Origin of the sequence: Viridibacillus sp. NPDC096237, from assembly GCF_050278625.1 — a bacterium.
In the GTDB taxonomy this organism is placed as follows: domain Bacteria; phylum Bacillota; class Bacilli; order Bacillales_A; family Planococcaceae; genus Viridibacillus.
Genome location: NZ_JBNNTI010000049.1, coordinates 1 through 13,913, shown reverse-complemented (window position 1 = coordinate 13,913; position 13,913 = coordinate 1). Strand labels below are relative to the sequence as shown.

Annotated in this window: 17 protein-coding genes and 1 pseudogene; 14 read left to right on the top strand and 4 right to left on the bottom strand. The window is 33.8% G+C overall.

Going from position 1 to position 13,913, the window contains the following annotated elements; all coding sequences use genetic code 11:
- The coding region (locus tag ACQKMD_RS18990; protein ID WP_427753923.1) for an exosporium glycoprotein BclB-related protein at positions 1 to 1,397 on the top strand (1,397 nt) is incomplete at its 5' end.
- A gap of 361 nt (positions 1,398 to 1,758) precedes the next feature.
- Entirely contained in the window at positions 1,759 to 2,223 is a 465-nt protein-coding gene (locus ACQKMD_RS18985; RefSeq protein ID WP_427753922.1) for an SMI1/KNR4 family protein, read from the top strand.
- 103 nt (positions 2,224 to 2,326) lie between these two features.
- Here ACQKMD_RS18985 and ACQKMD_RS18980 read toward each other — a convergent pair.
- Positions 2,327 to 3,349, bottom strand: a pseudogene (locus tag ACQKMD_RS18980) (DUF2332 domain-containing protein).
- Between the two features lie 125 nt (positions 3,350 to 3,474).
- Here ACQKMD_RS18980 and ACQKMD_RS18975 point away from each other — a divergent pair.
- From ACQKMD_RS18975 to ACQKMD_RS18930, 10 genes are all read left to right on the top strand, one after another.
- On the top strand, positions 3,475 to 3,753 hold the full coding sequence (locus tag ACQKMD_RS18975; RefSeq protein WP_427753921.1) for a hypothetical protein: 279 nt from the start codon (positions 3,475 to 3,477) through the stop codon (positions 3,751 to 3,753).
- Positions 3,731 to 4,126: a GNAT family N-acetyltransferase gene (locus ACQKMD_RS18970; protein ID WP_427753920.1), complete on the top strand. Its 396-nt coding sequence runs from the start codon at positions 3,731 to 3,733 to the stop codon at positions 4,124 to 4,126. Before ACQKMD_RS18975 ends, ACQKMD_RS18970 begins: the two co-directional genes overlap by 23 nt.
- Before the next feature lie 443 nt (positions 4,127 to 4,569).
- The gene (locus tag ACQKMD_RS18965; RefSeq protein WP_427753919.1) at positions 4,570 to 4,938 is read left to right on the top strand and encodes an HAD family hydrolase; all 369 of its coding nucleotides are present in this window, start codon (positions 4,570 to 4,572) and stop codon (positions 4,936 to 4,938) included.
- Positions 4,935 to 5,465 carry a hypothetical protein gene (locus ACQKMD_RS18960; protein WP_427753918.1) on the top strand — a complete coding sequence of 177 codons (531 nt, stop codon included), beginning with the start codon at positions 4,935 to 4,937 and terminating at the stop codon, positions 5,463 to 5,465. The genes ACQKMD_RS18965 and ACQKMD_RS18960 overlap by 4 nt, the downstream gene beginning before the upstream one ends.
- A gap of 44 nt (positions 5,466 to 5,509) precedes the next feature.
- Positions 5,510 to 5,974, top strand: coding sequence for an NUDIX hydrolase (locus ACQKMD_RS18955; protein ID WP_427753917.1), 465 nt, complete (start codon positions 5,510 to 5,512; stop codon positions 5,972 to 5,974).
- Between the two features lie 12 nt (positions 5,975 to 5,986).
- A complete protein-coding gene (locus tag ACQKMD_RS18950) occupies positions 5,987 to 6,421 on the top strand; it encodes a GNAT family N-acetyltransferase (protein WP_427753916.1) in 435 nt (144 codons plus the stop codon).
- A 93-nt stretch (positions 6,422 to 6,514) separates the two neighbouring features.
- Positions 6,515 to 7,051, top strand: a complete 537-nt coding sequence (locus ACQKMD_RS18945; RefSeq protein WP_427753915.1) for a DUF402 domain-containing protein — start codon at positions 6,515 to 6,517, stop codon at positions 7,049 to 7,051.
- A gap of 36 nt (positions 7,052 to 7,087) precedes the next feature.
- A complete protein-coding gene (locus tag ACQKMD_RS18940; RefSeq protein ID WP_427753914.1) occupies positions 7,088 to 7,732 on the top strand; it encodes an HAD hydrolase-like protein in 645 nt (214 codons plus the stop codon).
- Positions 7,733 to 7,902: 170 nt separating this feature from the next.
- Entirely contained in the window at positions 7,903 to 8,433 is a 531-nt protein-coding gene (locus ACQKMD_RS18935) for a GNAT family N-acetyltransferase (RefSeq protein WP_427753913.1), read from the top strand.
- A gap of 600 nt (positions 8,434 to 9,033) precedes the next feature.
- Positions 9,034 to 9,180 carry a hypothetical protein gene (locus ACQKMD_RS18930; protein WP_427753912.1) on the top strand — a complete coding sequence of 49 codons (147 nt, stop codon included), beginning with the start codon at positions 9,034 to 9,036 and terminating at the stop codon, positions 9,178 to 9,180.
- 194 nt (positions 9,181 to 9,374) lie between these two features.
- On the opposite strand, the gene ACQKMD_RS18925 is transcribed toward ACQKMD_RS18930, so the two are convergent.
- Both ACQKMD_RS18925 and ACQKMD_RS18920 read right to left on the bottom strand, forming a co-directional pair.
- The gene (locus ACQKMD_RS18925) at positions 9,375 to 10,616 is read right to left on the bottom strand and encodes an MFS transporter (RefSeq protein WP_427753911.1); all 1,242 of its coding nucleotides are present in this window, start codon (positions 10,614 to 10,616) and stop codon (positions 9,375 to 9,377) included.
- A gap of 233 nt (positions 10,617 to 10,849) precedes the next feature.
- Positions 10,850 to 11,470, bottom strand: a complete 621-nt coding sequence (locus ACQKMD_RS18920; protein ID WP_427753910.1) for a YdcF family protein — start codon at positions 11,468 to 11,470, stop codon at positions 10,850 to 10,852.
- Between the two features lie 366 nt (positions 11,471 to 11,836).
- Here ACQKMD_RS18920 and ACQKMD_RS18915 point away from each other — a divergent pair, with 366 nt between their 5' ends.
- Both ACQKMD_RS18915 and ACQKMD_RS18910 read left to right on the top strand, forming a co-directional pair.
- Complete coding sequence (locus ACQKMD_RS18915; RefSeq protein ID WP_427753909.1) at positions 11,837 to 12,322, top strand: GNAT family N-acetyltransferase; 486 nt, start codon at positions 11,837 to 11,839, stop codon at positions 12,320 to 12,322.
- A gap of 205 nt (positions 12,323 to 12,527) precedes the next feature.
- On the top strand, positions 12,528 to 13,166 hold the full coding sequence (locus ACQKMD_RS18910; RefSeq protein WP_427753908.1) for a LysE family transporter: 639 nt from the start codon (positions 12,528 to 12,530) through the stop codon (positions 13,164 to 13,166).
- Between the two features lie 95 nt (positions 13,167 to 13,261).
- Here the strand turns inward: ACQKMD_RS18910 and ACQKMD_RS18905 are convergent, their stop codons facing one another.
- On the bottom strand, positions 13,262 to 13,705 hold the full coding sequence (locus ACQKMD_RS18905) for a hypothetical protein (protein ID WP_427753907.1): 444 nt from the start codon (positions 13,703 to 13,705) through the stop codon (positions 13,262 to 13,264).
- Positions 13,706 to 13,913: the final 208 nt, after the last annotated feature.

The window sequence follows — 13,913 nt, the reverse complement described above, 5'->3', positions numbered from 1 at the left end:
CTGGATCAACTGGGGTAACCGGAGCAACTGGGGTAACCGGAGAAACGGGAGTAACCGGAGCCACAGGAGTAACTGGCGTAACAGGACCAACCGGAGTAACTGGGTTAACAGGAGCAACAGGAATAACTGGCGTAACAGGACCGACTGGAGCAACAGGAGTAACCGGAGCAACAGGAGTAACCGGAGTAACAGGACCGACAGGAGCAACGGGAGTAACTGGGGTAACCGGATCAACTGGATCAACTGGATCAACTGGGGTAACCGGAGCAACTGGGGTAACCGGATCAACTGGAGTAACCGGAGCCACAGGAGTAACTGGCGTAACAGGACCAACCGGAGCCACAGGGGCAATGGGAGCAACCGGGGTAACCGGAGAAACGGGAGCCACAGGGATAACAGGACCGACCGGAGTAACTGGGTTAACAGGAGCAACAGGAATAACTGGCGTAACAGGACCGACTGGAGCAACAGGAGTAACCGGAGCAACTGGGGTAACTGGAGCAACAGGAGTAACCGGAGTAACTGGAGCCACAGGAGTAACTGGTGTAACAGGAGCCACAGGAGTAACTGGCGTAACAGGACCAACTGGAGCAACAGGCGTAACCGGAGCCACAGGAGCAACAGGCGTAACAGGACTGACTGGAGCAACGGGAGTAACCGGAGCCACAGGAGCAACAGGCGTAACAGGACTGACTGGAGCCACAGGAGTAACCGGAGCCACAGGAGTAACTGGCGTAACAGGACCAACAGGATCAACTGGGGTAACGGGAGCAACCGGACCGGCTGGCGCAACAGGACCAACAGGACCAACTGGCATAACAGGACCAACAGGAGTAACAGGACCGACTGGCGCAACCGGAGTAATAGGACCGACAGGGCCAACAGGGACTGGAGTAGTTATTCCATTTGCATCAGGAGGGGCAGTAACAATAAATTCTCTATTAACGGGTATTCCCGATACTGGAGGTATCATTGCATTTGGTTCTAGTACTACTAGTGTGGGTATTGGTGGAGTAACAGTTAACCTTCAAAATATTAACAATGAGGCATTTGTCGTTCCACATGCGGGAACTATTACAAATTTAGCTGCTTTCTTCAATGTTACTGTTGCATTAAGTATCGCAGTTCTTGGTACGGCAACTATTTCTGCACAAGTATGGAAATCACAAAGTGCATCTTCCAATGTATTTGCGCCTCTAGCTCCAACTCTTTTACAATTCCCACCATTATCTGGTGCGATTACAGCCTTTACTACAATGAACGGTGTTCTGCCAAATTTAAATGTTCCAGTAAGTGCTGGAGATCGTTTAATTATGGTATTTAGTGTTGCAACTACAGGACTAAGTGTTGTGACAGCCATTACAGGTACTGCCAGTGCAGGTATTACGATTAGTTAAATATAGAAGTCCATTAATAGGTGACCTTTCAGTTTGTTGAGAAACGACTGAAAAGTCACCTGTTTTCTTCTATTAAAGAATAGGTAATGTAGGAAATCGAAAAAAGATTTACCACTATAAAAATGTAGTATGTACAGTTCAGTATAAAAAAGTTTTTAATAGATATGTTTCCTTGCAGGTAAGTAAAGACGATTTGGCGAAACATAAGAAAAAGAAAATCCTCTTACTATAGGAGGATTTCAAAATGTGAAAAAGTTCTTTTAAAATAAGTAGTGAATATACTAAATGGTGCATAGAATATATTAGATAGAAATTGGTTTTGATAATAGTAAGAATATGAGCTATTGGGGGATGATAGAAAATGAGATTATCATCGTATGAAGCTGCTAAAGAGTTAATATTAACCGAAGAAGAAATAGCTAGTTTTGTAGGACCTCAACCGAGCAATATACTTGAGCAAATAGAGAAAGTTTTAGATTTAGAAATAATAGGATCATATAGAAGTTTTCTAGAAACATTTGGTGCCGGAATCTTTGCGGGTGTTAAAATTTTGGGTATTTCTAGTGATGATTACGAGAGCCCTTCAATGTTAAATGGTATTAATTACACATTAACATTGAGAAAAGAAGTTGGTTTACCTAGTAACCTTTTAGTTATTTATAATCCAGGCAATGGTGAACTATTCTGTTTGGATTTCAATCAAATAAAAGCAGGAGAACCGGAGATTGTTTCTTATATGCCAGTTTTAGGAATGGGTCTAGAATACGATGTGATTGCAGATAATTTTGGAGAGTTTTTATATGAGATAGTCTGTGACGAGTTGTAAAGTGATGCTGGTATTGTTATCAGAAAATCACATTTATTTATAGAACTCATAGCTACATACAAAGAGGAACTGTTCTATGACACAGTTCCTCTTTGTATTGTATTTACTTCCAAGTAAACCAACGTGCGTGACCGTCGGGACGTTCAAATACGCGCTCTTCATATATTTCTTTATAGAAATAATCACGATGTAAATCGGCATCGAATAGATTGTTGTAGATATGGTAAACTTCTCTGTTTTGACTAATTGTCTGAAGATTTTGCACCAGTTGTTCTTTTTGCTCTAAAGGTATTTGATTTGCAACATGAGTGTGAAATACGCAAATAATAGAATCAGGATCTACTTGCTGTACAATGTCTTTTAATAATTCCACTACATTACCGTCTATTAGTTCAATTTCTAAATTTTGAATAACATTTGTCGCTGCATTAAATAATTTACGACGATCTGAATGTTCTGGCCAAATAAGTGCGTTTAACCATTCCACATCGTCTTTGTTTTTCACATTATTTGTGTGTAAATCAATGCCAATTCTTTTACAAATAACAGGGGGAGCTTTAATGGAATCTGGTAAAGTAGCACCTTTATTAGTAGATTCTATAAGTACTTTAGAATCTGATTTCCCGATAATATTGTCTCCATTATATTAATAAGCATATTGGTCTAATCCGAGTTGAAGACCAGCACTCGTACCGATTTCAATCAGTGTTAGAGGTTTGTTGTGCTTTGCATAGATATCAGTGAAAGTGGGATAAAGGTAAGCACATCTTCTAACTTCATTGGTTTGTACTAGTTTTGTTTGAAACAAAGAAATTAACGATTTCCAATATTTAAGGCAAAAAGCCTTAAAATGTGGAAATGCTTCTTCTGGATTTTTTGCATTCGATACAAAGCTTGGATAGAAAGAGCGCAGCTCCCCTAAACTACAACTGTTTAGTAAATATTGTACACTAGCAAAAAGTAAATTCGGTTTCGGTTGATCTTGTGGGATGTGACTAGCTAACTCTAATATAGAGTCATCCTTAGCGATTTCATAAGATAAATTTTCATATAAACGACTAGAACCAGCGCATTCCTTCTCAGCAAATATAGTGAAATTACGACTGATTTTTTCTGAAACGATCATATTTTCACCGTCCTATATTTTTAGTAAATAGTGTATTCTGGTATAATTAATATACATAATATTCATATTTTAGTAAATTAGATCATGTGATAGTATTTTAGCATTTATATAAAAAGGTGAAAATAATGCAACTAAATTCTAACATTGTCATGCTAAGTGAAAATAATACTTTAATTTCTCGATTAAATGCGTTTAAGTCCAAAAATAATAATGAATCGGGATCTCAAATGAAACAGTTTGGCTCGACTCTTGCTTTTCAAGTACGACGTATATCTGGAAAAGCCTTTAATACTGTAAGAAATATAAATGAGGAAGATTATATCTACTTATCTGAAATTGTAGATTGGTATAAGTTCGTGTCATATCAATTGCGAAATTCAGTTGTTACAGAAAGAGGACTTTAATGATTTTGCAGATGTTTATGTTAAAGGTTATGGATTACCTGAATTCATCGCGGATGGCGTGAAACAAAATAATGAGATTTTGTATGAGCTTGAAGGATGGCAATTCTTTAAAGCCGTCAAAGATGACAAAATGGTTGGAATTGCAGTGCTATATATACAGGATGATATAGCTACATTAGCAGCTGCAACAACACTGCCAGAATATCGTGGACAAGGAATTCAAAAAGCGCTCATTAAAGCAAGAGCACAGTACGCCTTAAAGCAAGGGGCTATATATATGACAAGTGAAGCAAAATTCGAGAGTATCAGTCATGCTAATATGGTGAAAAGTATGATAAATTTAGTGTATACAAAGGCGATTTACAATAAGTAAAACTAGTATTGTTACTGGTAGGTGAATGGAATGAAAAAATACTTTTTAATGGTTTTTTCAATATTATTATTCCTGACAATCGTTTGGCAATTTTGGTATATCTATCAGCCACGGACGGGACCGCTTGGAGAAAAACTAATACCTGAGTTAAGTAGTCCGGTCTTTTGGTCGGGAATAATCTGTAGCTTTTTAGTATCTGCTTATGCATTTTCACATGCTATCGATTTATTTAAACGTGGTAAATAGATAGGTATATATAATAGAATTCTTAACTACATCTTCCAGGAGGGGTATATGAAAGCTATACTTTTTGATCTAGATGAGACGATTTCTAAATCGCGAGGCATCGTTGCTTGAATTTTTGGATGATCAATATGAAAGGTTCCACTCAGTTTGGGGGCATATTCAAAAGGGTCAATTGATCCAGAGAATTGTAGAGCTAGATGAATGGGAAAGTTGGCTTTCAACGAGCGAATATTAGAAGTCTCGGAATTGAAAATCTATTTGATGTCATTGCTGTTTCTGAAGAAGTGGGAATGAAAAAGCCAGATAAGAACATTTTTGAATATGCATTAGCTAAATTACAGGTGTCTCCGAATGAGACGGTTTTTATTGGTGATAACCCAACAAACGATGTAGAAGCAGCCCGAGATGTGGGGATGATAGGCATTTGGAAGAGAAATCATTTGATAGAGTCGTATAAATCCGAGCATATTATTGATAAACTAGAGGAAGTTTTCGATTTGCTTAAGCAATTAGAAAAGAATGATTTAATGCATTTATTTATTGCAAGGAAGTGGGTAAGGAAATGATTATTTATTTTATTATTGGAGCAGAAATTGCTTTTTGGCTATTAATTATAGCTGGTTTAGTTTTACGCTACATTTTGAAATTAAAGCGTCTAAGCATTTGGGTATTAGCAGCAACACCCCTCATTGATCTCGTACTGATAGTACTGACGGCGTTAGATTTAAAAAATGGAGCAACCGCAAATACTTTTCACGGACTTTCAGCTATTTATATAGGTGTATCTATTGCCTATGGAAAGCAAATGATCGAGTGGGCAGATCAACAATTTAAAAGGTTTATATTAAAAACAGGCGAAAGACCTAAAAAATTATATGGGAAAGAAAAAGGAAAGCGAGAGGCGTTAGGGTTTGTAAAACATATTATTGCCTATGTTATAGGGTCTTTAATTTTATGGGGTATGCTGCTAATACTAGGGAAAGACGAGCAGACAATAGCACTTTATCAAGTTTGGAAATTATGGTCGGTTGTCTTAGTAATAGACGGGTTGATTAGCATCTCTTACGTGTTCTTTCCAACAAAGAAAAAATAAACTTTAATTATCGAAGCTATATTAAATGAGAGGAAGTGGATTGTGTGAGCTATGTAAGCGAAATAAGAAAACTAGTTGGAAATCATCCATTAATCTTACCAGGGTCTGTTGTACTTATAGTAAATGAAATGAATGAGCTATTATTGCAGTACAGATCGAATGGTGGCTGGGAGTTGCCTGGTGGTTTAATGGAGCAAGGTGAGAGTTTAGAAGAAACAGCGAAAAGACAAGTGTTAGAGGAAACAGGGATAGTAATTAATGATTTACAATTATTAGGTGTATTTTCTGGTGAAAGTTATGATAGTAAAGTAGTAAATAGTGATGAAGTATATTCAGTAACCGCAGTTTATATAACGAGAAATATTACAGGTAAAATGAAAAAAGACCAAGAAGAAACTGGCGATTTAAAATATTTTAATATCAACCAATTACCAGATACTTTAACTGAAGAGTATAGAGGATATATTATGCCTTTCAAGGAATCGATCTTAGGAGTAAATGAAGTATAAGGGGTGGCTGTAGTGGCTTTTATTCGGTATGCAAATGAAAATGATTTAGCTGATATAACTTATTTAATGGATGAATTGGGCTATAAAACCACTCAATTAGAAATGAAAGAAAGACTTAAAAAATTGAGTAGTTATTCTGATTATCATACATTTGTAGCAGAAATCGATCATCAGGTAGTTGGACTTCTTGGATTACATATTGGCTTAGCTTATGAATTTAGTGGCTGTTACGGCAGAATCCTCTGCATGGTAGTAAATCGGAAATTTCGAAGAATGGGTATAGACCAACAGCTAGTGGCTGAAGCGGAGAAACAAATTATTAAAAATGAAGGAAATGCCATTGTTTTAAATAGTGGAAATAGAGTGGAAAGAGCAGACGCTCATAAGTTTTACTTAGATCTGGGTTATAGCTTAAAGAGCTCTGGTTTCGTAAAGAAACTAGTTTAGTACTTAATACAAAAGTAATAAACTATTAATGCTGGTGAAGGGGCTATATGGTGTTTGGATATTTAATAAAAGCGGAGAAATGAGTGAGCTACATTGTTAAAAAAACGATTTGTAACTAGAGAAGATTGGACAAGGATCATAGAGCGTGAATTCAAACAATTATATATTACTGATACGATTTTTTCAGGAAATATTGCTTTATTAACTTTAAACAAAGTAAAAGAACCATTATGGACATACCATTGTAACAAGAAAATTTGTATTGTCGACAATGGCTATTCTTGGCTTCAACAGCTTCCTGAGAATGAACATTTTGCAATTACTACAATGTTCAACGAATCGAATGAAATTATTCAATGGTATATAGACATTACAACTCATAATGGTATCGAGAATGGTGTGCCCTATATGGAAGATCTATTTTTAGATTTAATTGTCTTACCTACAGGGGAAATAATAAAAAAAGATTTAGAAGAAATTGAAGAAGCGTTAGATGAAGGATGGATTACAAAAGAACAATATAATTTAGCGTTCTCTACTTTCAATACAATCTATGAAGAGTTACAGAATGATACGTTTAAATATATAAAATTAAGTAATGTACATAGAGAAAGTTTATTGAGATGTTAAAAACGACGTGTAAGTCAGAAAGGAGTTATATGAATTTTGACTAGAACAATAATCTTTGATATGGATGGCACATTATTTCAAACGAATCTTATTTTGGAACCAGCATTAGAAACGACATTCAACGAGCTCAGAAATAAAGATTTATGGAATGGGAAAACACCAATTGATCGATATAGAGAAATTATGGGGGTACCATTAAATGTAGTGTGGGAAACGTTATTACCACAACATTCACTAATGATACGGAATGAAGCAAATGACATTTTCCATGAACAATTAATTCAACATATTAATAAGGGAGATGGCGAGCTATATGAAGAGGTAGAGGCAACTTTAGAAATATTAGCAAATCATTATAACTTATTCATAGCCAGCAATGGACAAATGGAATATTTGCAAGCAATAGTAGGGAAGTATCAATTAAATCGATGGATTAAAAAAACATACAGCATTCAGCAAGTTGAAAGCGGAAGTAAATCGGATTTAGTAAAAAGAATTATACAAGAAAGCAATATTACGCAAGGTTATGTTGTAGGAGACAGGATTTCGGATATTAATGCAGCTAAGGACAATAAATTGATTGCAGTAGGGTGCCAATTTGATTTTTCCCAGCCAAGTGAATTAGAGCAAGCCGATGTTGTTATCCAACATATGACTGAACTAACCTCAATTGTGATATAGGATATGATGAAAAGTCTTGAAATTCATGTACAATGGAAATTACTTTTTCAATTTGTGTGAACCAATTACATTTTGTATAATAAAACCAGATTTTATATTGAAGGGACTGAACTATGCGCAGATATCAATAACTTTAACCCAAATGAAAAAACATATTGGAGGGAAAAGTATTGATTACAGAACTACACACAAAAAGATTATTTTTAAGGGAAATGAAAGAATCTGATTCATCTAGGTTATTTAAAATTTGGTCAGATCCAGATGTTATTAAATTTATGAATATCAGCAGTTTTACTGATGAAAAACAAGCAAAAGTTATGATAAATTTTTTAAATGAATTGGCACTAGAGAACAAAGCTGCTCGTTACTCGATAATTGAATTGAATTCTAATGAGATTATCGGTTCTTGTGGGTATAATACAGTTGATTTTGAAAATGAAAAGGCAGAAATTGGCTATGACTTTGCTAAAGAGTTTTGGGGTAAGGGATATGCTTCAGAAGCGATTAATGCTTTGCTAGATTATGCATTCTTTAATTTAGAGTTAAATAGAATCGAAGCAAAAGTAGAACCTGAAAATATAAATTCTATAAAGGTTTTGCAAAGGTTAAACTTTGTATTTGAAGGAACTCTAAGACAGGCCGAAAAATCTAAAGGAAAGTTTAACGACCTTAGTATCTATTCTAAATTGAAGACAGATTGATTTGATAAAAACAGCTTATACTTCTTGAAAGTATAAGCTGTTTTTTTATTGCTATATATTACATTTCTTATTTTTGGTAATATTAACCTAATGGCCAGTCAGGGAGGTTAATTCTGAGTTTTCATTTGTCTTCAAGCAACGGTAAGCAAAAAAGGCATTTTGTAGGCTAGTTTTTCTGTGGCATTACTATACATGGTTCTAGCGTTTATGATAGCTCCGTACTATGAATGGGTCTTTATTCTAGGATGATGTTGCGTAAACTTTTGGATGATGTTTGTAGCAGCTTGGGCGACACGGCTTAAGTATTAATTAATTCTTTTAAGACAGCGTTATCCTGGTAATGAATGATTAGCCAAAATACTTATGAATTTTTCTTTTAACGTGAACAACTGTTTTGGAAGAAGTTGGTGAAAAAATGTACTTGGGCCTATACCTTTAGAAGAAATCATTTCTTGGCATACAATACAAAAGGAGTTCCTATAAAATTATAGATGGAAATCAATGAAATGGTATTATAAGTAATAAGTGTATAAATAGTTCATTTGGTTGCTGAAAAAAGTAAATACGGTATGAACATTATGATTAATTGGGGGAGTATTGATGAAGTTTGCGAATAAAAAACAAATTCAACGGCTTTATCGAGAACAAATCCGCAATAAAAAAGACCAGGATTATAATTTTCTTGAAACAATCATTTTAATCGTAATTGTAGCATTCTTCATCATAATAATAAATTTTTACACTTGAAAAAGGTTGATTCTAATAAGCGGGTTTTTGAATGGATTGGAACGAAACTAAATAATATTTATTAACTTTCATGGAGTAAAAGAATAGAAAATAGAATGCTTAAAAAACGAAACGTCCACTCAGTTCATATATGAACAAGAATGGACGTTTTTTTAAATCTTATTAAGTAATGCTCACATGTTTACTTAATAAGATTATTCAATATCAACATTTTGATTCGTATCAATAATTGATATCGACAACTGTTTTTTATTTGCCAAAAGAATGATAAACGACAAAAATAAAACAATCGAAGAAATTATAAATACAGCGATAATATTAAATCGTTCTCCTATTACCCCGAATAACAGAGTGGAGACCCCAAAAGTAACCATAGTAATAGAACTTTGAGCAGCATATACTTTGGCTAGAATTTTTTCTTTGACCCTACCTTGAATCAATGTATTAATAGCTATCATGTACAACTCATGGAATAAACCATAAATACTACTCAACAAAAGAGCGAGTAATGGATAACTGTTGATCCCAAACAGAAAAGTCATAATAGAAGCAATAAATCCACATATCAATATGACAAGTTGGATGTTTCGGTTAACTAAATCAGATTTTGTATATCCGAACAAACCACCAAAAAATAAACCTAGAAAGAAAGCAGCATTAATATACCCCCACCACTCAGTACCTTCCTGCAGTCGTAACTTTATAAAAGGGTATATGATAGAGGACACCCAAACAGGAGCGGCAAATGAACCTAAAAACAGAGTGACTTGAAGTATACGTAGTTTACTATCCACCATTATTAATTTCCATCCCTCTAAAAAAGAATGCATAGTACTTTCTTTTTCAGATGATGATGTAATTAGTTTCTTTTCTTCGATTTTAATAAATGTCAGTAAAAATGTGGACAAAACATATAAAATAAACGTTAAGATTAACAATCCATTTGAATGCAAAAGCACTGCCAACATCCCACCAACTGCCCAACCACCCATATTAATGAATTGGTAAACAGAGGACATAAGACTATTAGCTTTTAGTAAGTAAGCCTCTTCAATAAGCTCAGGAATAATCGCACTACTTGTAGGATGAGCAAAACCATCCAAAAAATTAATACAGAAAATAAGCATATAAATAATCATAAACGTATCAATTGATAGGAATAGTGATACATAAAGTGATAGCACAAGTAATATACATGTCTTCACGAATTGAGAGTTCAATAAAATTGACTTTAATTTAAATCGATCAATTAGAAGTGGAGCGACCAAGCCACCTAAAAATCCGCCAGACAAATTAATGACTGGAACCAAAGAAACATAAAACAAAGAATCTGTTACATTAAAAACAGTTGTGATGAGAGCGACAATGTAAAATGTATCGCCAGCATTGGCTACAGACTCTCCTGCTAGCAATGCATAAAATGATTTGTTTTTCAACGCAAACAACCCCTCTTATTTAATTGTTCAAGAGAAGATTGTTGTCTACATTGGCGTCACTCCTTAAATGATTTTAGAATTACTTTGTTGAATTTGAAAATCGAATCCAAATTAGCAGAGGGGTGTTTGCTAAAAATAGGAAATATTTAAATAAATGATAACATAAAAGTATGAAAAGTTGGACTTTTTAAGAGATTTTCCTGAAAAAAACTTGGGAATATATCTCAGTATTGTCAGTTTTCGGCTATTTCGATTATTTCATCCATAATACTTCCTTGCTTAACATAGTTAATTATTTTATTTGCTTCCATTTCTACTCGTTCTCTACCATAAGAAGTTAGGAACCAGTTATCTACTTTTGTAGTTGTATCATCTACTGGACAGATTGAAAATTGAATCCAATCAGGCAAATAGGTTTTAAGATTTAAATGAGTTCTTCTCATGTGATAGCTGCTAGTAACAACTAATATTCTCTTAATGTTGTTTAATTCAAATGCACGATCAAGTATAAGTAGGGAAGCAAGAACATTTTCTTTCGTATGAAGTGATAGGCCTTCTGTTAGAATATCCTCCTCAGGGACTCCCAATTGGATAGCCCTTTGTTTTAATAATTGTGCCTCTGTTAAGTTTGTGCCTTCCCAAATAACTCCACCAGAAAATAATATTTTATTTGCTCTCCCTTCATTATATAGTTGTATGGCCTTTGGTAAGCGGTATATTACAGCTTTACTACTACCAGGAACAAAAATCACATCTCCCTTCTCATAATCATCTACTAGATTTTTGAACAGAAGATCTGTGAGTTGAGAATCTGATAGTTTATCATGGTGCAACTGAGAAATATTTATTTTCATAAATCACCTCGAACGTTTAGTAACCAATCCACAGCATTTATACAATCACTTGCTATTTAGTTTGGCCCTGTACTTGCTCAATTTACTGTACGACAATGCACCTATATGAATAACTATATACACCATACTAATTTTGTTGCTATAAATATAGTATAGCTAATCTGCATATAATTTCACCAGTATTAACAATTTTTGTAACGCATTCTAATGTTGAATAAGACCAATTGAATTTAAAAGGTTAAGGTATTGATGTTTAATTGCTTATATTGTTTACATATGTACGAAATCAGGCAATGGAAATATGAATTTTCAAATAAATATGGGACAATACATATAACATTATTTCCAAAATAAGGGGTGTTGTAAATGTCTAAGCAAATAACTTTAAGAGCAGCGACAAATAAAGACCTTGCAGCATTACATAAAATCCAAGTAGCCGCTTTTATGCCACTATTAATAAAATACAATGATCTTAAAACGAACCCGGCGAATGAAACAATCGAAAAGTTAGCAAATAGAATAGCTGAAACGTATTCAGATTACTATGCAATTTACTATGGACAAAATATAGCTGGAGGGATTAGGGTTGTTCCAAAAGAAAATAACCGAACAAGGATAAGCCCGATATATATTCATCCGATTTTTCAAAGCAAAGGAATCGCTCAAGAAGCTTTTAAACAAGTAGAACAAAAATACAATAAAACACGACAATGGGAACTTGATACGATAAAACAAGAAAAGCGGAATTGCTATTTTTATGAAAAATTAGGTTATTGTAAGACTGGAGAAGAAGTAGAAATCAATAGCGGGATGACGTTAGTTCGTTATTTGAAAAGGACGGAAAAAAGATAGGATAAAAAAAAGAGAAGTTTAAATATATTAACAAGTGATAGGGAAAGTTACATATTTAGTAGAATTTTGGACAACCACTATTTTTGCAACTTTCCTTAGAGAGAGTGAAGCATATTTAACTTCTGTTTTTGTTAATATTCATACGGTTGCATAATAATTCATTTTATATTAATATATATAAATGCATTATGAAGGGGGTTATTAATTGGTTACACTATTTTTAACGAATATTTTACTAGGGCTTTCCATTGCACTACCTGTTGGAACAATTACAATTGAGATGACGAAGCAGGGGCTTAAAAACGGCTTTATGCATGGTTGGGTTGTTGGACTAGGTGGAATGACAGTAGATTTAGTACTTATTTTATTATTGTATTTTGGTTTAGCTTCAGTACTAGCTGTTCCTATCATTCAAACCTTCTTGTGGTTGCTCGGTGCATTATTCTTACTGTATGTTGGCTATGATAGTATAAAAAACGCAGATCATGGTATTTCACTATCAGGTGAAAAATCGACGAAATCACTAAAATCATCATATTTTAATGGTTTACTTGTAGCTGTTTCACCAGGGAACTTAGTATTTTGGGTTAGTATTTTTGGGCCGATTTTGATTAATTCCTTTGATGCATCAAATACGATTAACTTTTTAATTATAGGATCCGGCATATTAATCGGGATTTTGATACATGATATTGGCTTAATGACAATAATTGCTGGTACGAGGAAGGTATTAAACACTAGATATATTCAATGGGCTTCTGTTCTTGCGGGAGTAATACTAATCGGCTTTAGTGTCTATTTCTTTATTGAATTTTATAGTAGTGTAGGAATGCTAAGAGGTTAATAAAAGGCCAGTATAAATAGTTATACATACACCGCTTATAATTAATTTGTCTATAAGGCAGCTTAAAGAGACTTGACTTCAGTCAAGTCTCTTATTTATATTTTTAAATTTCTAATTAGTTGTTCTATATGATCCAAATTATCAATATAAACATAAATATCTAATGGAATTAGTAGTATTAAGAGTATAGAAGGTAGAAAAAATGCGACATTTCCTTTTCTGTGTACGTTATTTACTAAAATAATTAACAATGAAGATATTACTAAAAGGCTAACTAACCATATAGTAAATAATTGTTTTACATCATTTTTTATTAAGGCGATTTTTAGTTCGTTTTCTTCTGTAATCTCAAAAGCATGTTTCTCTTTTTCGAAAAAATTCTTTTTTATAACAGTTGCTTCTTCTGAATTCTCCTTTAATGAGTAACCCCCAGGATAAATATTAAAAGAGAAAGCTAAAATTCCAGCTATTAAACAGAGTAAGACCATGAAAATAGAAAAAAAGCCAACTTTCTTCTTAGTTAGATTTTCCTTGAACAAAAAAAACTCCTTTTTCTAAAATTATATATCCATTATAATACTAAAATTCCAATTACGGATAAAATCATTGTTTTTAAATGCATAAAAACCCCGCTATATTTAAGCTACAAGCATTGAATAGTCTACACTTAGTTGGACAGTAAAATTAAGGGCAAGTAGAATAATAGATAACAAGAAGGAGAATCTACTATGTCCAGTAAAAGAAGAA

Bases quoted from the DNA above. Each gene is read 5' to 3' on its own strand.
- ACQKMD_RS18930 (WP_427753912.1), top strand. From the start codon at position 9,034: ATGAAGTTTGCGAATAAAAAACAAATTCAACGGCTTTATCGAGAACAA.
- ACQKMD_RS18985 (WP_427753922.1), top strand. From the start codon at position 1,759: ATGAGATTATCATCGTATGAAGCTGCTAAAGAGTTAATATTAACCGAA.
- ACQKMD_RS18975 (WP_427753921.1), top strand. From the start codon at position 3,475: ATGCAACTAAATTCTAACATTGTCATGCTAAGTGAAAATAATACTTTA.
- ACQKMD_RS18920 (WP_427753910.1), bottom strand. From the start codon at position 11,470: ATGAAAATAAATATTTCTCAGTTGCACCATGATAAACTATCAGATTCT.
- ACQKMD_RS18965 (WP_427753919.1), top strand. From the start codon at position 4,570: ATGAATGGGAAAGTTGGCTTTCAACGAGCGAATATTAGAAGTCTCGGA.
- ACQKMD_RS18915 (WP_427753909.1), top strand. From the start codon at position 11,837: ATGTCTAAGCAAATAACTTTAAGAGCAGCGACAAATAAAGACCTTGCA.
- ACQKMD_RS18960 (WP_427753918.1), top strand. From the start codon at position 4,935: ATGATTATTTATTTTATTATTGGAGCAGAAATTGCTTTTTGGCTATTA.